Source organism: Methanobrevibacter sp., assembly GCF_015062935.1.
In the GTDB taxonomy this organism is placed as follows: Archaea; Methanobacteriota; Methanobacteria; order Methanobacteriales; family Methanobacteriaceae; genus Methanocatella.
In genome coordinates, this window is sequence record NZ_SUTM01000001.1 from 47,815 (window position 1) to 66,700 (window position 18,886).

Below are 18,886 nucleotides of genomic sequence, written 5' to 3' on the forward strand. Positions count from 1 at the left end.
AATTTGTATTTGCTTGTACAGGACATATAAATTAAAAAAAATTTTAGGGAAATTGGTGTAACTATGAAATTATCTTTTAAAAGTTTTAATATTGTGTTAATACTTTTAATTTTATTTATTAGTTTGGGTATGGTTTCTGCTCAGGATAATACAACACAGACAACTCCTGATGAGATAATTTTATCTGATAATGTTGCCGATGATACTGTCAACATTGAGGATGATTTAAGCGCCGCAGATGAAAATGTTTCAGCAGCAGATACTCAAATTATAACAAATAATGTTGATTCGTATTATAAAGAAAAAACAAATCTGGTAAGCTATCTAAAAGATGCAAATGGAGCTCCAATAAATAATAAACAGGTTTCTGTTTCATTAAATGGCAAGATATACAATAAAATAACAGACGGTTCAGGTAAAATTACATTAGCTTTGAACTTAAAGCCAAGTACTTATAATGTGCTTGTCAAATTCGAAGGCGATGAAAATTTCACTGCAAGTGAATCAAGTTCCGTTGTTAAAATCAAAAAGGCTCCGTTAGCTATTAAAATGAACAATTTTAACACTTATTCTAATTCTAATTCATTTTTCAAGGTTAAAGTTTATAATAAGTTAACTGGTAAAGTAGTATCTGGAATTAGGATTGCATTTAAAGTATATTCTTTAAAAACAAAAAAATACTCATATTATTATGCAACAACTGATAGTAAGGGTATAGCAACTTTAAACAAGAATTTAAAGGTTGGTACTTATAAAATTTCCACACATATTAAGGATTCTAAAAATAAGAAATACATCTCTTATAAGGATTCTAAAAATAAAGTAACAATGAAAGTGAAATCTTCTGCAGGTGAAGACTGCTGTTCATTTTTCCTGCAGGTAAGTGGAACTGAATCAGTTGCCGGTTTTAGAAGAGACAATACTGCAATGACCACTATCACTGTTAAAGAATATAAATTAGGTGGAATACCAGTAATAAAACATACTAATGCTAACGGTTTTGTTCATTTGATTGTATTTGCAAACGGTTGGATAGTTGGTAATGGTGGTCTTGATTCACATGATTTTATCAATTCCATGGAAAAATTGGCTGTGGACATGGTTAAATCCAACAAAATTAAAATGTCTTCACTTAAAAAAATTTACAGATATAAAAGAAGTATTAATTTCGGACATTTTTCAATCAAGGCTCCAAATGGTCAATATGCAGTTGTATGGAAAAACAAAATCATAACTGGTAAATTAAAACCTGGTGAATTCAGCTGTTCTCCTAACTTTAAAGAGTACTATCGTCACAGTACCTATAAAAAATACAGTACAAATCCCGCTAAAGCTGCAATCAAAGTAGGTGCTACAGATAAATATGGTGTTAACAGAAGACAAATTGTTGCGCTTCACTGGAAAGCCACAACAGATAAAAACTTCAAAACCACTTCTTCAATCAAGGCTTATGTCGCAAACGATAACGGCAGATATGTTGGAGTATCTTCCGGATGGCGTGTGGATAATGTAAGATTTAAGGACAAATTTTTCAGTAGCAGTAAAATACCTAAAGTTCCTAGCATGAAATATATGGGATCACATAGCTTTGGAAATATCGATAGTCTTGTTAAGATTCCAACAACAGTTAAAGCACCAAACGTTACAAATCCGTTTAACCAAACTAAATACTTTAAAGTTACTGTAAAAAATAAAAATACCAATAAGGTTATTTCTTATAGTAAAATTAAGATTAAAGTTTCTAATAAAAATTTAACTAAATGGTATACTGTTAAAACTAATAAAAATGGTGTGGCTAGTTTGAATACTAAACAATTGATGGTCGGAAATTATGATGTTGTCATATCTCAGGCCAACAGTAAATATTACATAACTGCTAAAAGTAAAATTGTCGTAAGATAATTTTACTTTATATTTTTCTTTGTCAGTTTGACGATTTCTTTTTTTGTCAGATTTATTCCAATTATTTCAAATTTTTTTTCTAACTCATCCACCAATTTTTGAAAGGTTGCACGGTCAGGTCCGGAGATTATATGTGAATGGACATTGGAAACGATTTTATATAAATTTTCAATGGCATCTTTTTGGTCGGGATTCTTGTCAAGGTGATTCCAGAATTGTTTGCCGTCTTCAATGTTCATAGTGTTTATTTTACGGGTTAATGGTGTTTCAATTCCCGGTAAGTGGTATTGTATATTTTCCAGTGTGCATCCGTGTTTGCTGATGATTTTAAATTCATCGTATATTTCATCGACGCCATGTCTTATAGTTATCTTTAATATATGTGGTCTTGTTGATTCGAGGTAGAGATCTTTTCCACCTATCAGCTCAGGAGATACGATTTTATCCGCCCCTGCTTTTCTTAGTCTTGAATAATTTTCTTCTTTGCTTGCTCTTGAAACAATCCATGCATCAGGATTGCTTTCCCTTATGGCTAAAACAATGAATAGGTTGGCAACATCATCTCCAGTACTTATGATAACACTTCTGCATTTTTCACCGGCTAACTGTGATATTAATTCGCTTTGAGTTGCATCTTTGTTAAGAACCACTACAGATTCATTTTCTTCAATATCTTCACATATTTCTTCGTTTTTTTCATAGATGATGACGTTCTGATTTCTTTTGGAAAGTTCTTCAAAAACCACTTTTCCAACTCTTCCAAAACCGCAAAGAATATAATAATCATCCATGTTTTCAATTTTTTTCATTTTTCGCGCTCCTTTTGAGTATTCGCTCATTCTTTCCTGAACATTGGTTAAAATTATATTAAATACATAAGCAAGTAGGGCAACACCTCCAAGGGCTAAGGTTGTTGCAAATATTTTTTGGATTCCTGTTGTTGGAATGTAATCTCCATATCCTACTGTTGCCATAGTAATTATGGAATAGTAAATGGAATCGATGGGATTTAACCCCATGATAAAATAAGACCCGACAATTCCGTAAATAAATAACGCTATGATTAGTATTAATCCACTGGTCACAATTTTTGTAAGCAATGTTTTTAAAAGTTTTAATGTAGTTTTTCGCATATGATTTTTCCTTTAATTAAGATAATTATATGTATATTAAATTGTTATATTTTAACTTAAAGGTGATTTTTTGGACCCAATTGATATGGAGTTACAAAAAATATCCGACACTTAAAAAGTGTGGGATATTATGCATCCGACTGACATGCAGTAATCGAAAATATCCGACACTATAAATGTGTGGGATATTATGAATCCTATCGATATGGAGGTATTGAAAATATCTTACACTTCTTGTAAATAATACTTATCAAATGCTCTCTATGAAAATATATTATATATTTTAGTAGAAAGTGATAGTATGGATAACGAACTTTTAGATGAAATACACATGATGAGAAATCATGCGAAAAGGACACGAGAAGTATACAAGGATGCTGTAAACAAATACACTACTTTTTGTTCAATGTCTTTGGAAGAACTGTTGAAAGAAGCAGAAGCTGAAGAAGATGCAGGCATCAAATGGAAAAAAAGAAAATTAAAAAGAAGATTGTTAACATTCAGACAACACTTGTTGGAAAACTATGCATTGAATACAGTCAACACTCTTTTAAGACCTATTTTAACAATATACAAATATTTTGAGATTGAACTGTTCCCATTGCCTCCAGTCAACAAAAAGAATGTCACTACTTCAGAACCTATAAGATTCAGTGATTTGCCGGACAAAGAACTGTTAAGGAAAGCACTAAGTGTTGCCAGTCCTTTAATGTCAGCTATCATTTGCTTTATGGTTTCCAGTGGTTGTGCTAAAAGAGAAGTGCTTAATTTAACAATCGGAGAGTATATTAAGGCCTTAAGCGACTATACAGATAAGAAAGATATCTATGAAATAATTGAGGATTTGGGCGATGCAGAAAATGTAGTTCCTACATTCAATATCAGAAGACAAAAAACTGATAAGCATTACACTACCTACTGCAGTCCTGAAGCTGTCAATGCGATAAATTCATATCTGTTAAGCAGGAATGATCCTTTAACTAATGACAGACCTCTTTTTAAGATAAATACAACATATCTTTCAGAAATGTTTGTTGCTATCAATGACGGATTGGGTTTTGGCAAAGTAGGATATTTCAACAGGCTGAGAAGTCATATGCTCCGTAAGTTCCATGCATCTGCACTTTACAATGACGGCATGAGTCTGGATGATGTCAATGACTTGCAGGGAAAGGCTAAAAACAAAACCGATCAGTCTTATTTCATGACAAATCCTGAAGATTTGAAATATGAATACATCAAGCATCTCCATGCTGTAACTATAAGTAAGGAAGTTGAAAAGCTGTCTATCAAATCTCCTGAATTTATGCAAATGGAGAATGAAAAGAATAAGCTTGAATCCGAACTTGTTGACATTAGAAAAGAGATGGATGATGTTAGAGAAATGAAAAGAGAACTGGAAGGTCTCAAAGCAAAAGTTGGAAAATAAGAATGATGAATGTGGTGGCATCTTACTTGTGAGATGCTCCTACCAAACATTCATTTATTTTAATTTTAATGTTGATATAACTAATAGCTACTTTTTTTCTTTTATTTTAATCAACTGGTTTTTACATTAACTGCCGTGATTTTGAAAATAATGTCTTGTTTTAAATTGCAGTATATGAACTGGTTCTGGATTGTTGGTTTTGGATAGCTGATGGCGGGTGTTAATGTTGGTTGGTAACAGGTAAGCTATGATGATTCAAGTATTCTTTCGCCTTTTTCGGTTAATCTAAATATTTTGCCGGTTTTAACTTCGGGGTTGATGCATTCCATGACTCCCATGTCAAGCAGATGTTTTATGTTATTGTAAATAAAATTATTACTTCTAATGCTGCCGATTTCAGGATGCAATACCTGATCAACATCTGACATGTCCCAGTTTTTACGTCCGACAGATTTGTTCCAGCGATAGATTACAAGACTCATGTGCCTTGATATGAATCCTTTTTCCAAACCTTCTTTGATGTCATCAAATTCAGTTATTTCAATAAAATACATTCTGCAGGAATATATTCCATACTTTTGAGCTTTTTCTTTTGGAGGAATGCTTCCCATGAACTTCAAGGCGTCTTCATGTGTGCTGTTCCAGGTTAATCCGGATTCATCATTCTCATCTTCGAAGTCAACTACATTTTCACAAATCCATTGCAATAAATTTCGGTCGTTTTTCCTAATCATTTTTTTACTTCTCCCTGTTTTCATGAGTGGTGATTATTATTTTTTTTAACGAGCGTATTTATAGTGAATGAGAGAGCATTTGGTAAGTATTATTTCAATAATTTCACATGGGATAAATTAAACGAGATGCTTTTATTTTTGTTTAATTGACTGCATTGACATTAACGTTGGTGTTATTGAATCCATAATATTGTTTTGAATTGCATATGGAAAAGTAAGTTTTAAATTGGAAATTGCAGTCGTTAATGTCTGATTTATCAATTGAGTGAATTTTATCGTTTAAGATATTACTGCACTGCTATTGTAATTATTCATGATGTTAGATGGATAGCTGTATTGTTGAAATATTTAAATGATTATGAAATAATAATAGCTATGGTGAGTCTTTAAAAAAACTTAAATAGTGTTCTGCATCTGAATTTATATTTTCATTATTTTGATTTGAGATGAAATTTTATGGCCATGATTTTTTGGGTTTTCGAATTTTTGATTTTATACATTTCACTTTTCCCGTCGAATTTTAATATTGAATTGTTTATACAAATTCTCAAAAACACTATGCTTAAAGTCAAGTATTACAATGTTATATTTAAACAGTTTCTAAAAATATGCCAAACAAAATGTTTATATACACAAAATTATAGACCTTAAAATAGTCATTACTGACTGAAAGCAATTTTACGAAGTGGGGGCAATACTTCACACTCGTACAACTTTTCCTTGGTAATGTCTGTAAATAAATATCTGGAGGTAAAATATCAAAAAAGCAGTGAGAAAAAAAGATCATAATAAAAGGATTATAAAAAAATAATTTTATTTTGGATAACGAACTATAAAATATTTTTAATATAATCCTGTAATGGGTCAGTAAGAAAAATAAAAATAATTAGACATGTCCACAAAAACATAGTTAAAAATTAATACTTTTCAAAACTTAACCCAATATCTAGTTTATTTTAAGCAATATATAAATATTTATACATATTAAACCAGAGCCAACTTATATTATTCTAAATATTCGGTAAAGAATGGAAAATTGATTTTACAACATACTATTTTTATTTTCAAAGACTTCTGGCCCATAACAAGTTTTCAGACTGTTGATTATTAAACCCGTTCATGATTACGGGAAAAATAGGAGACAAAAGATCATGTGTGAAGTAATAAAACAGCGGCCAAATGAAATAATTATCTTCAATAACTTCAGGGCACTTGAAGAATGCATTGCCGAAATTCAGGAAACAGAAAACATCCGCAATGAAAGGGAATTCTTCGAGTCATACAGAATCAAGATAATGAAACTGGACTAAATACCAGAAGTGTAGAATTTAAATTTAATATCATGACAGGAGTCTTTAAAATATGATGGAACAAGAAATTGACGGTAAAATCCACGTTGTGGTCCCAAAAGAAATGTGGGAAAAAATGTGGAATATTTTTGATAGAATTGACCAATTGGGCATTGACATAAATAGCTGTTCACAATTTGAAAGATAGGAGGCTGAAAAATAATGGCAACCTCAATCAATCAATTCGAAGACAATTTCCACGGCATCTTAACCCATAGCGGTGAGGTCAAAATTGCCAAAGGAGATATGGAACAGGAAATCCTCTACATTGACGATGACGGCATAGTATTGATGGACGGAGGTAAACACGCATACCAGGCAGCAATACATGCCAAACTATTGTCATTAATCCAATATGCAACAGAGGGTGATATTGGATTTATCAAATTCATAAGAGGGGAACCTTTCATTGTCGGATTCAGGAAAAACAAAAGAGAGGGTAAATATGGAAAATGCAATCCTTGAAATGCAGCAAAACCTCAGAGACGGTTTCTTTGTCGCATTTGTATCTGCAAATAAAGATCACTACTTTCCAGTTACCAAATCAGATGACATTGCTTTCCTGAATGATAACAGAATATCCATCCATAGAAAAAACGGATGGACTTCAATAATTAACTTGGATTTAATTGTTGAAATATGCATCAGGCGTGAGTTGAGTTAAAATGTCCAAACCAGCAAGATTATATCCAAAAGAAGAACCGATGAGGCCAAATCCAAAAATGATTTGGATTGGAAGCATTATATTTGCCATAGCTATCGGATGGTTTGGAATCACAACCGCAAGCTTCGGAGTATTATAAAAAAGGTGATAATAATGGTAAAAGCAGAACTGATAGAAAATCCACAAGAGACTGAAATAGTCACTGCTGTTGATAATGTCCCGGACGTTGATGTAGCTATTGAACAGTGGGACGCTTATCAAAAACTCTGCAAAGGATTATTGAATGACAGTGACTATCAGGAAATAATTGTTAAAGAAAAAGATGAAGACGGAAACTACGTTAAAGTGAAAAGACACTTCAAGAAAAAGTCAGCATGGCAGAAGCTCTCAAGAGCATTCAATGTTGATACTGAAATTGTTGACCGTGACCTTGAAAGGACAAAAATGGGCAGAATCAGAGAAGCATACTACTGCGTGCGTGCAACATTGCCTAATGGTCGCAGCGTAGAATCTGATGCATTATGCTCAAGGTCTGAAAAAGGTAAAGACAAAGTGTCTGACCACACAATAATGTCAACTGCAAAGACACGTGCAACCAATCGTGCAATAGCTGAACTGATTGGAGCAGGTGAAGTGTCAGCAGAAGAGATGTCAGCAGAAAAGATTGTAAGTCAATCAAAATTTTTAAAAGAGGATAACTCCTCTTAAATAATTTTTTAGGAGACAAATAAAATGAGTTTTGAAAATACCAGACAAACAATATTTACAGGTACAGAATTGGACTTTGAAGAAATCGTGGAAATCCCGGAAGGATATGAAAAAGCCGAACTAAGGGACTTTGAAGATGGAACTTTAATAACTGGCAGGCCTGAAATGTCTTCAGTAACATCCTATACTTTCGATGATGACGGTGAGGAAAAAACCGTCAACCGTTTTAAATTATTCATTTTCAAAGATGATGAAAAAATATACGTTGAAATAAACGTTAACCTCAAAAACGATGGTGACCTTCACAAAAACATCAGAAAAGGAAGTGTACTCTTTGACTTCATAACCTCTATCTTAGAATTGGAAAATACAGGAAGTGTTGGCAGATCCAATATCTTAAGAAACGTCAACCTCGCTGAATACAGGGAATTCGTAAACAACTTAGGTGAAATGACAATACAGGTCAAAGAAAAGTCCGGAAGCTATATCTATTACAGTTTCATCGTACGTGACGTTCAGGTAAAATAAGCGGGTGTATGAATGAGTAATGTAGCTGAATTACCTACAAAGGATACAATAACTCTCATTATCAACAGGGACAATGTTGATAAGGTCACATATGTATTTAAAAACAGGTATGGTAATAAAATCGGAGAATATCTAAATAAATCTCCCGCTACATTATCTTCCCAAAGCAATGTCGCAAGACAGTTCAAACAGATTATAAATCCTAACGGCGAGTTGAAACCGAGACAGGTCAACAACCAGTTTTCAGAACTTAAGCAATTGCTGCAGCTTCACTATGAAAATGAGCTATCTGTTATCGAGCAGGAAATAGCTGACAAGAAACAGGCCGAGCAGGAAAAGGATTCCAATAAATTAAAGGAAGCTATCACCAAATTGCAATCTCTAAGCTGTCCTTTAGTTTATATCGGAAGTCTTGTTGAATGGTTTACTGCAGGTGAGCGCAACAACATAATGTATGCATTTACCGTATATGCAGGACAAGTTATCCTCAAAAATCCTGTTTCTGTAATATGTCTTGGCGAGGCAAGCAGCGGCAAATCACATATTCAGGAAACAGCATTAAGACTGATTCCCAAAAGGTTTGTTGTCAATGAAAAAAAGATTACCGAGGCTGCACTCTTCAACCGTGCAAAAAAGGACAGATATTTCTATGACGGGATGATTGTCAACTATGGCGATATGGGAGGAAGCAATGACCATGAATTCATGGAGGAGTCCAAAAACCTCATGAAGGAACTTCAGTCTGACGGCTTTCTAAACAAGCCATTAAACATTCCGGACGGTGAAGGCGGATGGGATGTAAAAGACCTGGAACTTGAAGGCAAGCCATGCCTGACATATACTACCGTACCTAATCATTATTTTGATGATCAGGAAATGAGCAGAAGCATTTTCATCACACCTAGAATGGACAATCAGAAAATCTTCAACAGAAGAAAAAGTGCACTGGAATTCAAGCACGGCAAAAGCTACAGGATTTTAAAGCAATACGAAAAGGAAGCTGAACTGGTGCCATACATGCTATTGCATCTAAAGGAGGTATTTGAAAATACTGTAGTGATTAATCCGTATGTTCATTTTGTCATAGACTTTTTAAAGAATTCTTCTTTTTACAAAAGGGATTTTGACAAGTTCAATGGGTTACTTAAAACAATAACTGCCCTGAACTATTATAATCATAAAGTCTATGATGTTGACGGTAAAAAGGTGGTGCTCACAAATATTGCTGATGTGCAATTGTTCATGAGTCTTTTAAGACCATACAAGGAAAGCATATCTGCAAACCTTGCACCAAAAGCTGTTGAAGTTCTAAACGATATCAGAAACAATATTGATGATTGGAAGGTAAGCAAGGACAGGGAAGTGCTGAACATGGGCATTACAACCAATGATTACTTCACACTTCAAAGCCTCGGATTGAGCAAGGCATCAGCAAGGAAATATATGTATGAACTGGCTGACAAGGGATTTCTACAGATTACTGACAGGTCAGGAAGATCCAATGTATATGATCTTGCAAAAAGTGAAGTGGAATCAATCAGCTATGATTTAAAGCACATGGACGATTCAGTATATGATGATATCTGCTATGAGATTGGGCAGTGGGTTGTAGACATTATGAAGGAAGATAAATTTGTTGAGGGGTTAAGTATAATGAACTTTGATTCAGATATAAGAAAGCCAATATGGATTGGCAAAAAACCATAAAAACTGAAAAACCATGAAAACCAAAAAACTAAAAAAACCATGTAAACTTATAAAAACTTTTGTAAAAGTTTTTTTTAAAAATTGTTTATAATCGTTTTTAGATAAATTGGAGGATTTTGCTTTTGTTTTGGGGGGGTGGTTTACACAAAAAAACTTAAGGTCGGGGTATGAGCGGGAGCAGGTTTAACAAGTTGTCCCGTATACTCCGGCAAAATTTGGTTTTTTAAAAAATCATTTTCGTGAAACTTCTTATGGATTGTTATTATTTGATTTAACGGATTTTAAGGAGTTTTTAAAAAAACCATCAAAAAAGTTTACAATAGTTTTTATGGTTTTTATGGTTTTTATAAAAATTGATTGTTATGAAATCTATTAAGCAGCAGATAATCGAAGCTAAAAAAGAAAAACGAGAAAGAGAGGAAGAATTATGGTTTGTGGATTACTGTAACAACTGCAAAACAGGATTGGCTTCAGAACATGATATTCCCTGCCATCATCCATGGTACTGTTGGCATGAATGCGAATCAGCCATTGTACAATCAGGGATTGTCCGGATAGATGAGTTTAGAAAGCTGCATGGATACGTCACATCACAGATGTATTGGGAGTATAAGGAGTTGAGAAAAAGGCAGCGCCAATTGATATGGCAGGGTAGAAGAAAATTATTGAGAGATTAAAACAAATAAATTTATTACTAATTTTATATAAAAAATATAATAAACAATATAATAAAAAATTATAATTGGAAATGATATGTCATGGGAATTACTGATTATATTAGAACCAGATTATTGAATAATCGTGTGGAGCAGTACAACACCAAGCGCAGCTATTGGGGTGAAAGTGAAAGACAGCCTAGAGTCGATGGAATCAACACAGGTCTTGATCTTGTCGATGCACTTCCGCCAGTGATAAATAAAACAATAACCAATGCACGTTATGCTGTTAAGCTTGACGGTTATACTTCAGGAATTTTGAAAAACAGAATTGATAAGGCCAATGTCAATATTGTTCTTGTGGATAAGGAAAACAAGCTGTCTCAGGAGCAAAAATTAACATTAATTCTTTGGGCCAGAAAAATTGATATTAGACAAGTGGCTAAGGAAATCCTGCAGGGTGGGATGGTTGACGGTGAAGGACTAATCAAACCTGTGCAGCGCTGGGATAAAAGTATTGGCAAATACATCAAGCCAATATTTCTTGAAATTGGTGCGCACGGTTACGGACTGAAAAAGGAATTCAATGACGATAATGAAGTCCAGCTGTACCTTCATGAGATGCCGAAAGATATAGTCAATGGTTCTCCCGAAGACTTTAACAACTATGTCAGTGTTGAGGAAGGGACATTAACGGTCAAATATGATGCTGATGAGGTCATTAACTTCATGTACAATGAAATTTACGGTGAAGCCCAAAGCATCATCTTAAATTGCCTTGATGACATTTACCATAAATGCAATCTGGAGAGAAACCAGGTTGAAAGAATCAACAAGGACAACATCATTGAAGTAAAGCCGTCTCTTGACGCTAACGGCCAGCCTATAATAACCGAACTGTCATCAACCGCTAAAGAGAATCTTTATGCAGATTATGGAACAACTGCCGATTCGAATGTAGCTATTGTGCCTCCTGGAATTGAAAGTAAAATCTTAGGTGGTAACAACTACCAGTCCGACTATACAAGACAGACTGAAATCTTCAGGAATAATATCTTAAGGACTTTCGTTACTCCACAATCACAGGCAGGTAACGAACGGTCTAACCAGAACGTTGCCGAATACATTAACGATTCTGCCATTACAGGATTTATCGTTAATGTTGCCAATGACCAGAAATGGGTGTTAAAATATTGCAATCAACTATTGAATATGCAGCTGGAACTTATGGGTATTGACGAAACATTGAATATATATTTCAGCTATTCAAGAGATGATGTGCTCCGATACATTATGGAACTCTCCTCTGAAGGTGATGAAATCTATAAGAACTACTTGTCTAACTTTGAAGAGGAACAGCCTGTCGGTGAGAGAATTTCATCTGAAAGCGGTGTTGAAGTATAATGTTTTTTGCAAAATATTTATATGCAATATCATACATAATTATAAATTGAATTTTATAGGAGGTAAAAACTTCATTTGAGGTTCAGCCTGTATATCCTTGTCTCGACGAGGGGCGAATTAGGTGGTATACGGGTTCTTCTATCATTCATATAAATCAATTCTAATTTTCATATACAAACTTAATTACTTTATTTTTTATTAGATCAATGAATTCATGATTTTCATTTTCAAAATTCTGGAATGCAGACCATGAAATCAAATCCGCCATTTGCAAACCTTTATAGTGCATTGAATCCGCATGCTCGATTACAATAGGTTGCTTTTGAATATTATTTAAACTGTTTAAAAAGAGTTCATTGAAATTGTCAATTTCTTTCTGTTTGTTTTTTGACTTGTCAATGAATATGAAAGTGGGTTTATCGATATTGATTAATTCAGCCAGTTTTGAAGCTAAAATGTCATATGTCTCTTTGTTGTCATATTCATAACCTATTTTATATCTGTTTGATTTGTCAAAAACTATTATGAAAGCTTCATAGTCCAGGTTTTTCAACTTTTTGAGGATTTTGATTTTTAATTCATAAGGTAAGTTTCCGCCTTTGATTTCAGCTGAACTTAACATTTTCTTTTTAGATTCTCTTCGGCTTTTCTTGATTGTCTTATCCAGCTTCTTTGAATCCTCAACTTTGATGGCAGCCATAATAAAATGCTTTGAACTGCTTTGTTTAGTTCCCAAATCTCCGCTTTCATCAATATAAATATAAGACATGCTTAAAACCCGATTATAATTATTTAACAACGCATTATTAATCTATTTTTTATCATTAATTAATCTTTTTAATGACAAATAGAATATAAATATTTATATAAAATAAATAATAAAATATATAATAAATAATATAATAAAGTGATAATCATGAAACATGAACTTTTTGAAGTCGGATCATATGACTACTCCGATTTGGATAAACGTCTGACCAAACCTGTTGAATGGACTGCTGAAGATCTAAAGCTAATAGCTGAAAACTACCGTGGCGGAATTCCTTTAACATCAGAGCACGATAGGGTTTATATCGGCATCGGAAACAACATCGTATTCGAAGAGGATAAGGGAAAGCTATTCATAGACCTTCCGGATGAACTTGACATGAAAGGAAAAGGGCTGTCACCAAAAGTTGATGTTTTGCTGAAAGACAATGGAGATTCATTTGGAATTGATACTATGAGCTTGATAGATGTTGGCGTAACCAAAAACCCGAGAAAGATAACTTTGTTGAATTCTGAAATAACCGGCGAGACTGGTGCAACCGGAGAGACAGGAGAAATCGGAGAAACTGGAAATCCAGAACCTGCACCACAACCTCCTGAACCGCAAAACCAGGACGCTAATGTGGCCACTAATCTGCTTTTGGAAAAACTTCAGGGCAAAGATGCTGAAATCGGAAAACTGCAGGATGAAATTGACAACCTGAAAAAGGAATCCAAAAAGTATGACAAGATTAAAAAGTCTATAGAGGAAAACAAGGAATTCATAAACAATAAGGAAGATATCCTAAAGGAATTGTCTGAACTTAGAAAACATGAAAATGAAAGGAAAATAAAAGAGTACGAAGCCAAGTACAACTTCAACTACAATGAAAACGCACAGGACAAGGAAATAATCGATAAGCTACTCACAGGTGATGTTGATATGGAGCTGATGGAAAAATTGGCTGAGAGAAGAATAAAGATTGAAGCTACAAATGACATTTCAGTTCCTGGAGGACGCAACCCTCAAAACTCAGGTGAAATAGGTGAAATTGGATCAACTGGAAAAACAGGAGATGAAAACGCTCCGTCATTTACAACCCGTGAAGAATATAACAAGATTCTAAAGGACATGGGATTCAACCGAACTAGAATATAGCTATGATGGTGTTTTTCTAACTTTTCCACCGGAGCTATACTTTCATTGAATCGCTCGTTATTTATATTTTGGGAAAGTGTTTTCATGTGTTTTCACTTTCCCTTTTTAAATTTACAAAACTTAACCCTCGAACCGACCGGTAAACGGTCGGTTCTTAAATCTGACATGATTAATCATTTCTTCATATGGCTATTGCGACTCATTTCATTCGTCGCAACCTGTCCATCATAGATGGACAGCTTATTTTTCTTGATTGGCCTTTACTGGAAAATAGCAAAAACAAATCAGTAATATTATTAAACATTAAAGTAATAAATAATATTAGAGGAATGAATAAATGTTTTGTAAATGGTATTATCATGGCTGTTGTTTACTATTTGCGTGCCCCTGTGATTTGACTGGCTCATGCGGGCTCAAAGAATGAAACATACTTAAGGTCATATTTCATGAATTGTTTTTTGCATTAATGCCTGCGGTATTGATGTCTGTTTGTTGATGTAAACTATTTTTTCAAAGGTAATCCTATTGATAGTTTTTCCGTTAATGTAACTAATTTTTTATTACTATTTTTATTATATTATTTATATAAAATAAATAATAAAATATTGATTATGACATTGCAGGAAGAACTACAAATCAATATTGTAATGAGTAATTACAACCAGAGAAGCGGAAGCTATTCATCCGGCTATGATTACCTCTTTTTGGATAATCTATCTGACAGCCCATATGTCAATCTTTTCAGAAATGACTTGAAAAATCTTAAAATCAAAACCAAAGACAAAACGGAATGCAAACTTCTATACATTCCAGCTTATGAATCTCAAAGCTCAGCCATTCTAGTTAGAATTCCAACAGGTAAGATCTCTCAAACCACAAAGCTATTGCTGGATGTTCATGACAAATCAACAACATTTTCAAGCACTTTAACAATTGGAGGAGATGTGTTAATGTTTGATGCAAACTCTGATACATACTCACAATTTTTCATGAACTACTCAGGATTATCATCAAACAATGACTCAACAGACGGTGGGAAATTTTTAAGAGTTAGATTTGTTCCAAGCATTGACGGAAGCTCTCCAACCGGATTAATCACAACCAGCGCTTCAGGTCAATCATTAGCAAATAATCGTGTCACCGTTGCAAGATTTAAAAGGATAAACGGTAATGTCAGCGTTAATGATAATGCAACATATCATGGAACAACAACCGGATGTGTCATGATGCAGTCAGACTTTAATCTCACGATTTACCAGGAGGATTTGAAATCAACAAGCATAAACTTCGGAGGCAGTAAATCCTACTGCATGTTCACTGGTGCTGAAACATTGCTTATGGCCAGTTCATTTGATGCATATTCATCAGGAAGCGATGACGAGGGAAACTGGAAAAAGTATCATATTCACGGCCGTGCAGGAACGGGAACATCAAACACTTCAGATTACTTGGAAGGATTCATGAGAGACAATCCAACCAAAATTTATCAAAATGATTACAATGAGGTTTCCATTTCTCCGGAATGGTATCTGACAGATGAATTTGAGGAATATAATTATGTTGACTTGAAGTGGCTTTTGATATTTCCATCGCCATTGTTTGCAGCCAATGGAATTCCGCAGGTAAGCGTAACGCAAAGGCAGACAAAAACCGGAATCAGATTATACAAAGGTGAACATGAGTATCCTAAGGCCTATAAAGGCAGTACATTATTGTGGGATGCCAATGACGAGTCATTGGAAAATACAGGCCTTTACATACCGGATAAGATAATCAACCATGATTGGGATTGGGTGTTTTAGATGATTATCGATTATGATGAAACAATAGGACATAATCGTGGCCATCCGACAGGATTAAGTCATGAAGAGAAAATGGATGTTATTGCATGTCTTCTGGATGAGGGCGAAAAGAGGTATGTTAATGAGGAGCATACTGCATGGATTTCAGCAAACCAGTGCCGTGTCGGTGAAATGGTAACGCTGGATGAGTCATCAACAATGGAGCATACAATAGTTAGAAAAGCTAATGAAGGCGATCTGGCCTTTGGTTATCTTCTGGCTAAAGTTCAGGTTCGCTCATCTGGATATACTCTCGTTACTGTAGCGGTATTGGGTGATGTCTTCAGATTGAAACTGAAAAGGCCTGCTCCTGCAGAGATATTGCCGAACACCAGAATATACATTGACAAGGACGGCGAATGCAATCCAATTGAAGGACATGACTTGAGGTTATTATCAATAGTTAATCTGACGGAAAATGAGGATGTGGAATACATCAGGGTCTATCGCCAAATGTCTGAAATCGAAATGTATCCAGAATCACAGAACTGTATAGATCTTGCCGATTGCAGTTTTGAACAGGACGAAATAACCCATGTTGTCAACATGATCGTACCAACGGAATCCAATATCATGGCACAGGCCAATTATGTCAAGGATAATGACGGCGTTACATATTGCGAGCTTCCGGACGTAGCTATTGTCAATAATGTCAGATTTGTATGGGAAGACAACAAGCTGTACATGGAATGGGAAGGCTGCAGTGAAGATGAAAAAGTATATTTTATATAAAAGAAATAATAAAATATATAATAAATTATATAATAAAAAATATAATATTATAGTGAGGTTTAAGATGACAATAAGGAAACTGGTGGGAACACTTGAAAACAAAGGACCATACATAGACCAGTCAACAGGCCACTGGTTTTACTGGAACGGCACCAAATACGTTGACTCCGGTTATCCTTATGCCGTCAAACCCATTATATCATTTAAAATCGAAGATGGTATTCTATATTATTCAATTACTTGGGAGGCACAATGAAATACATCAAATACTTTGAAACTTTAGAAGAGTACGAATCCTGGATAAACATTGAAGAGAATGCTGAAGAAGTATACAGAAGCGAAGAAAAGATTTGCGTTGATGGCATAATCCTAAGCCATACAAACAAACCTTACACAGAAAAGGAGGAAAAACAATGATTTACGAATGGTTGGAAAAAAACAGAAAGGACATTGACATTTTAACTTCATTTCTAGTCACAGCTATTCCAGTCGTCATGTTATACTCAGAGGCATTAGGCATTACCGAAAATACAGTTCCCTACTGTATCCTTATGATAGTGTTAGGCATAGCCAGCCATTATGCAAGTAGGATAAGAGGTCAAGGAGATGTTGAGAGCGCTAAAAAGAAAGCTAAAAGGGTTTTGGGTTATCCTGAAGAATGATAAGCTTCTTTGGAGGATATTGTTATCATGAACAAAATAAAAAAGAAGATACTCATCTGCAACTTTACCAAAACAATTTCAAGTGCTGTTTTAACAGCAGTAGCTATCAACATTATCATGACCAACGCAACAAAGTATGCTTTAATTGAAGGACTATTGCCGTTTACATTAGCCATCATTATTGTTGCATTAATCGACTTTTATGAGTATAGATGTGAGCGTGAAGACAAGGTGACTTTAGAGGATTTGGAGTCAAGAATCAAAAAACTGGAGGAAAGTGAATGAAGATATTGATTGCAGTTCCAACCTTTGAGACCATCAAACCCGAATGCTTCAAAAGCATATATGGTCTGACAAGGCCCGAAGGATATAGTCTCTACTTTGATTATGTAGCAGGATATGACTGTGCTAAAGCTAGAAACCAGATAGCCAAAAATGCAATGGCAGGAAACTATGACTATGTATTGATGGTAGATTCAGACATTCAGCTTCCTTCAGATGCTTTAGTCAAGTTACTTGAATGTGAATCAGATATTGCACTTGGATGGTATTATCGCAAGAGAACAAAAACAGACCAGACAATCATCTATACCTTCGGCAAGGACTTCAACGATGACAACTGCATCAAAGGAAAGACAATGATCCATGAAGTCCCAAGGCCAATTGAAGTCAAGGGTGGAGGACTTGGAGTTGCATTAATCAATGTTAATGTATTTAGCAAACTTCAATATCCATATTTCAAGTTTGTCACCTATCCAAATGATACAGTATTGTCTGAAGATTTATATTTCTGCAATCTGGCCAGTGAAAATGGTTTTAACATTAAATGCAATCCGACTGTAAAAGGAAATCATATATTTGACGTGATGATATGAGTGATACAATTGTTTTATTGGAAGAAAGAAAGGAGATTACTACCTTCTTATTGGATGATGGGGTTAAAACATTGGTAGATAATGTAATAACTGCATCAGGTAGTAGTCTTGGATATGAGTATTCCAATAAGTGCATGGTAGACGATATACTTTGTATTTCAGACAAATCTGCAATAGGAAAAGAAAGTTTAAGAAAATACTCAGGTGACGATACGGAAGTTCCTGTAGGGGTCCTTGTCAATGAACCTGTTGTAATGACAAATGGGGAGAGAAAAGGAAGTGTACTTCTCTTAGGAGGACTTTACCGTTTGAAACTAGCTTCAGGAATCGTTAATGTTAAAGCAGGAGATAGGATTAAATTATCTCCAAACGGAGCCATTGTCGATAATGCAGGTGAGTTTCTGGCATTTCATCCTGTTGCAAATTCAGATCAATACAATTATGTCAATTGTTTCCAAGTAAGTCTTGGAGGTAAAGGAGAGAAAGGAGACACCGGAGATACAGGTGCTGCTACTGTTATCTTGGGGTCTTATGATACTTTCGAAGAACTTATAGCAGCACATCCAACTGCCAATGAGGGTGATGCATTCCTGGTGGATGGTGAACTCTTCGTTTGGCACAATGATTAAAAAAATAAATTTATAGAGGTGTTTATA

The 18,886-nt window shown here is 34.6% G+C and carries 24 protein-coding genes; 21 read left to right on the plus strand and 3 right to left on the minus strand.

Features of this window, described 5'->3' with window-relative positions:
* Positions 1–63: 63 nt before the first annotated feature.
* On the plus strand, positions 64–1,902 hold the full coding sequence (locus E7Z81_RS00190; RefSeq protein ID WP_292742698.1) for a hypothetical protein: 1,839 nt from the start codon (positions 64–66) through the stop codon (positions 1,900–1,902).
* A 2-nt stretch (positions 1,903–1,904) separates the two neighbouring features.
* On the opposite strand, the gene E7Z81_RS00195 is transcribed toward E7Z81_RS00190, so the two are convergent.
* The gene (locus tag E7Z81_RS00195; protein ID WP_292742700.1) at positions 1,905–3,035 is read right to left on the minus strand and encodes an NAD-binding protein; all 1,131 of its coding nucleotides are present in this window, start codon (positions 3,033–3,035) and stop codon (positions 1,905–1,907) included.
* A gap of 301 nt (positions 3,036–3,336) precedes the next feature.
* On the opposite strand from E7Z81_RS00195, the gene E7Z81_RS00200 reads away from it, so the two are divergent.
* A complete protein-coding gene (locus tag E7Z81_RS00200; protein ID WP_292742702.1) occupies positions 3,337–4,464 on the plus strand; it encodes a site-specific integrase in 1,128 nt (375 codons plus the stop codon).
* Positions 4,465–4,709: 245 nt separating this feature from the next.
* Here the strand turns inward: E7Z81_RS00200 and E7Z81_RS00205 are convergent, their stop codons facing one another.
* Positions 4,710–5,198 (minus strand): hypothetical protein, encoded by a 489-nt coding sequence (locus E7Z81_RS00205; RefSeq protein ID WP_292742704.1) that lies wholly within the window; start codon positions 5,196–5,198, stop codon positions 4,710–4,712.
* Positions 5,199–6,349: 1,151 nt separating this feature from the next.
* Here E7Z81_RS00205 and E7Z81_RS00210 point away from each other — a divergent pair.
* From E7Z81_RS00210 to E7Z81_RS00255, 10 genes are all read left to right on the plus strand, one after another.
* On the plus strand, positions 6,350–6,508 hold the full coding sequence (locus tag E7Z81_RS00210; protein ID WP_292742707.1) for a hypothetical protein: 159 nt from the start codon (positions 6,350–6,352) through the stop codon (positions 6,506–6,508).
* 52 nt (positions 6,509–6,560) lie between these two features.
* Positions 6,561–6,695: a hypothetical protein gene (locus E7Z81_RS00215; protein ID WP_292742709.1), complete on the plus strand. Its 135-nt coding sequence runs from the start codon at positions 6,561–6,563 to the stop codon at positions 6,693–6,695.
* Between the two features lie 14 nt (positions 6,696–6,709).
* Positions 6,710–7,012, plus strand: coding sequence for a hypothetical protein (locus tag E7Z81_RS00220; protein ID WP_292742710.1), 303 nt, complete (start codon positions 6,710–6,712; stop codon positions 7,010–7,012).
* The gene (locus E7Z81_RS00225; RefSeq protein ID WP_292742712.1) at positions 6,993–7,211 is read left to right on the plus strand and encodes a hypothetical protein; all 219 of its coding nucleotides are present in this window, start codon (positions 6,993–6,995) and stop codon (positions 7,209–7,211) included. Before E7Z81_RS00220 ends, E7Z81_RS00225 begins: the two co-directional genes overlap by 20 nt.
* Position 7,212: 1 nt before the next feature.
* The gene (locus E7Z81_RS00230; RefSeq protein ID WP_292742714.1) at positions 7,213–7,350 is read left to right on the plus strand and encodes a hypothetical protein; all 138 of its coding nucleotides are present in this window, start codon (positions 7,213–7,215) and stop codon (positions 7,348–7,350) included.
* A 14-nt stretch (positions 7,351–7,364) separates the two neighbouring features.
* A complete protein-coding gene (locus tag E7Z81_RS00235) occupies positions 7,365–7,919 on the plus strand; it encodes a hypothetical protein (RefSeq protein ID WP_292742716.1) in 555 nt (184 codons plus the stop codon).
* A 24-nt stretch (positions 7,920–7,943) separates the two neighbouring features.
* On the plus strand, positions 7,944–8,447 hold the full coding sequence (locus tag E7Z81_RS00240; protein ID WP_292742718.1) for a hypothetical protein: 504 nt from the start codon (positions 7,944–7,946) through the stop codon (positions 8,445–8,447).
* Positions 8,448–8,459: 12 nt separating this feature from the next.
* Positions 8,460–10,154 (plus strand): hypothetical protein, encoded by a 1,695-nt coding sequence (locus E7Z81_RS00245; RefSeq protein WP_292742720.1) that lies wholly within the window; start codon positions 8,460–8,462, stop codon positions 10,152–10,154.
* A gap of 362 nt (positions 10,155–10,516) precedes the next feature.
* Positions 10,517–10,831: a hypothetical protein gene (locus E7Z81_RS00250; protein ID WP_292742722.1), complete on the plus strand. Its 315-nt coding sequence runs from the start codon at positions 10,517–10,519 to the stop codon at positions 10,829–10,831.
* A gap of 81 nt (positions 10,832–10,912) precedes the next feature.
* A complete protein-coding gene (locus E7Z81_RS00255; protein ID WP_292742724.1) occupies positions 10,913–12,214 on the plus strand; it encodes a hypothetical protein in 1,302 nt (433 codons plus the stop codon).
* A 160-nt stretch (positions 12,215–12,374) separates the two neighbouring features.
* Here E7Z81_RS00255 and E7Z81_RS00260 read toward each other — a convergent pair whose 3' ends face one another.
* A complete protein-coding gene (locus tag E7Z81_RS00260) occupies positions 12,375–12,983 on the minus strand; it encodes a DUF3800 domain-containing protein (protein WP_292742726.1) in 609 nt (202 codons plus the stop codon).
* Between the two features lie 147 nt (positions 12,984–13,130).
* On the opposite strand from E7Z81_RS00260, the gene E7Z81_RS00265 reads away from it, so the two are divergent.
* The 9 genes from E7Z81_RS00265 to E7Z81_RS00305 all read left to right on the plus strand — a co-directional run bounded on the left by E7Z81_RS00265 (position 13,131) and on the right by E7Z81_RS00305 (position 18,859).
* A complete protein-coding gene (locus tag E7Z81_RS00265) occupies positions 13,131–14,120 on the plus strand; it encodes a hypothetical protein (protein ID WP_292742728.1) in 990 nt (329 codons plus the stop codon).
* 611 nt (positions 14,121–14,731) lie between these two features.
* Positions 14,732–15,922 (plus strand): hypothetical protein, encoded by a 1,191-nt coding sequence (locus E7Z81_RS00270; RefSeq protein ID WP_292742730.1) that lies wholly within the window; start codon positions 14,732–14,734, stop codon positions 15,920–15,922.
* Positions 15,923–16,693: a hypothetical protein gene (locus E7Z81_RS00275; protein ID WP_292742732.1), complete on the plus strand. Its 771-nt coding sequence runs from the start codon at positions 15,923–15,925 to the stop codon at positions 16,691–16,693.
* A 64-nt stretch (positions 16,694–16,757) separates the two neighbouring features.
* Positions 16,758–16,949, plus strand: a complete 192-nt coding sequence (locus E7Z81_RS00280) for a hypothetical protein (RefSeq protein WP_292742734.1) — start codon at positions 16,758–16,760, stop codon at positions 16,947–16,949.
* Positions 16,946–17,110 (plus strand): hypothetical protein, encoded by a 165-nt coding sequence (locus tag E7Z81_RS00285; protein ID WP_292742736.1) that lies wholly within the window; start codon positions 16,946–16,948, stop codon positions 17,108–17,110. Before E7Z81_RS00280 ends, E7Z81_RS00285 begins: the two co-directional genes overlap by 4 nt.
* Complete coding sequence (locus E7Z81_RS00290; protein WP_292742738.1) at positions 17,107–17,355, plus strand: hypothetical protein; 249 nt, start codon at positions 17,107–17,109, stop codon at positions 17,353–17,355. The genes E7Z81_RS00285 and E7Z81_RS00290 overlap by 4 nt, the downstream gene beginning before the upstream one ends.
* Positions 17,356–17,382: 27 nt before the next feature.
* A complete protein-coding gene (locus E7Z81_RS00295; RefSeq protein WP_292742740.1) occupies positions 17,383–17,640 on the plus strand; it encodes a hypothetical protein in 258 nt (85 codons plus the stop codon).
* Complete coding sequence (locus E7Z81_RS00300) at positions 17,637–18,230, plus strand: hypothetical protein (RefSeq protein WP_292742742.1); 594 nt, start codon at positions 17,637–17,639, stop codon at positions 18,228–18,230. Before E7Z81_RS00295 ends, E7Z81_RS00300 begins: the two co-directional genes overlap by 4 nt.
* Positions 18,227–18,859, plus strand: coding sequence for a hypothetical protein (locus E7Z81_RS00305; RefSeq protein WP_292742744.1), 633 nt, complete (start codon positions 18,227–18,229; stop codon positions 18,857–18,859). The genes E7Z81_RS00300 and E7Z81_RS00305 overlap by 4 nt, the downstream gene beginning before the upstream one ends.
* Positions 18,860–18,886: the final 27 nt, after the last annotated feature.

What these genes read in the sequence shown, in the direction of transcription:
- E7Z81_RS00190 (WP_292742698.1), top strand. Translation starts at nt 64, where the DNA reads ATGAAATTATCTTTTAAAAGTTTTAATATTGTGTTAATACTTTTAATT.
- E7Z81_RS00195 (WP_292742700.1), bottom strand. Translation starts at nt 3,035, where the DNA reads ATGCGAAAAACTACATTAAAACTTTTAAAAACATTGCTTACAAAAATT.
- E7Z81_RS00200 (WP_292742702.1), top strand. Translation starts at nt 3,337, where the DNA reads ATGGATAACGAACTTTTAGATGAAATACACATGATGAGAAATCATGCG.
- E7Z81_RS00205 (WP_292742704.1), bottom strand. Translation starts at nt 5,198, where the DNA reads ATGATTAGGAAAAACGACCGAAATTTATTGCAATGGATTTGTGAAAAT.
- E7Z81_RS00210 (WP_292742707.1), top strand. Translation starts at nt 6,350, where the DNA reads ATGTGTGAAGTAATAAAACAGCGGCCAAATGAAATAATTATCTTCAAT.
- E7Z81_RS00215 (WP_292742709.1), top strand. Translation starts at nt 6,561, where the DNA reads ATGATGGAACAAGAAATTGACGGTAAAATCCACGTTGTGGTCCCAAAA.
- E7Z81_RS00220 (WP_292742710.1), top strand. Translation starts at nt 6,710, where the DNA reads ATGGCAACCTCAATCAATCAATTCGAAGACAATTTCCACGGCATCTTA.
- E7Z81_RS00225 (WP_292742712.1), top strand. Translation starts at nt 6,993, where the DNA reads ATGGAAAATGCAATCCTTGAAATGCAGCAAAACCTCAGAGACGGTTTC.
- E7Z81_RS00230 (WP_292742714.1), top strand. Translation starts at nt 7,213, where the DNA reads ATGTCCAAACCAGCAAGATTATATCCAAAAGAAGAACCGATGAGGCCA.
- E7Z81_RS00235 (WP_292742716.1), top strand. Translation starts at nt 7,365, where the DNA reads ATGGTAAAAGCAGAACTGATAGAAAATCCACAAGAGACTGAAATAGTC.
- E7Z81_RS00240 (WP_292742718.1), top strand. Translation starts at nt 7,944, where the DNA reads ATGAGTTTTGAAAATACCAGACAAACAATATTTACAGGTACAGAATTG.
- E7Z81_RS00245 (WP_292742720.1), top strand. Translation starts at nt 8,460, where the DNA reads ATGAGTAATGTAGCTGAATTACCTACAAAGGATACAATAACTCTCATT.
- E7Z81_RS00250 (WP_292742722.1), top strand. Translation starts at nt 10,517, where the DNA reads ATGAAATCTATTAAGCAGCAGATAATCGAAGCTAAAAAAGAAAAACGA.
- E7Z81_RS00255 (WP_292742724.1), top strand. Translation starts at nt 10,913, where the DNA reads ATGGGAATTACTGATTATATTAGAACCAGATTATTGAATAATCGTGTG.
- E7Z81_RS00260 (WP_292742726.1), bottom strand. Translation starts at nt 12,983, where the DNA reads ATGTCTTATATTTATATTGATGAAAGCGGAGATTTGGGAACTAAACAA.
- E7Z81_RS00265 (WP_292742728.1), top strand. Translation starts at nt 13,131, where the DNA reads ATGAAACATGAACTTTTTGAAGTCGGATCATATGACTACTCCGATTTG.
- E7Z81_RS00270 (WP_292742730.1), top strand. Translation starts at nt 14,732, where the DNA reads ATGACATTGCAGGAAGAACTACAAATCAATATTGTAATGAGTAATTAC.
- E7Z81_RS00275 (WP_292742732.1), top strand. Translation starts at nt 15,923, where the DNA reads ATGATTATCGATTATGATGAAACAATAGGACATAATCGTGGCCATCCG.
- E7Z81_RS00280 (WP_292742734.1), top strand. Translation starts at nt 16,758, where the DNA reads ATGACAATAAGGAAACTGGTGGGAACACTTGAAAACAAAGGACCATAC.
- E7Z81_RS00285 (WP_292742736.1), top strand. Translation starts at nt 16,946, where the DNA reads ATGAAATACATCAAATACTTTGAAACTTTAGAAGAGTACGAATCCTGG.
- E7Z81_RS00290 (WP_292742738.1), top strand. Translation starts at nt 17,107, where the DNA reads ATGATTTACGAATGGTTGGAAAAAAACAGAAAGGACATTGACATTTTA.
- E7Z81_RS00295 (WP_292742740.1), top strand. Translation starts at nt 17,383, where the DNA reads ATGAACAAAATAAAAAAGAAGATACTCATCTGCAACTTTACCAAAACA.
- E7Z81_RS00300 (WP_292742742.1), top strand. Translation starts at nt 17,637, where the DNA reads ATGAAGATATTGATTGCAGTTCCAACCTTTGAGACCATCAAACCCGAA.
- E7Z81_RS00305 (WP_292742744.1), top strand. Translation starts at nt 18,227, where the DNA reads ATGAGTGATACAATTGTTTTATTGGAAGAAAGAAAGGAGATTACTACC.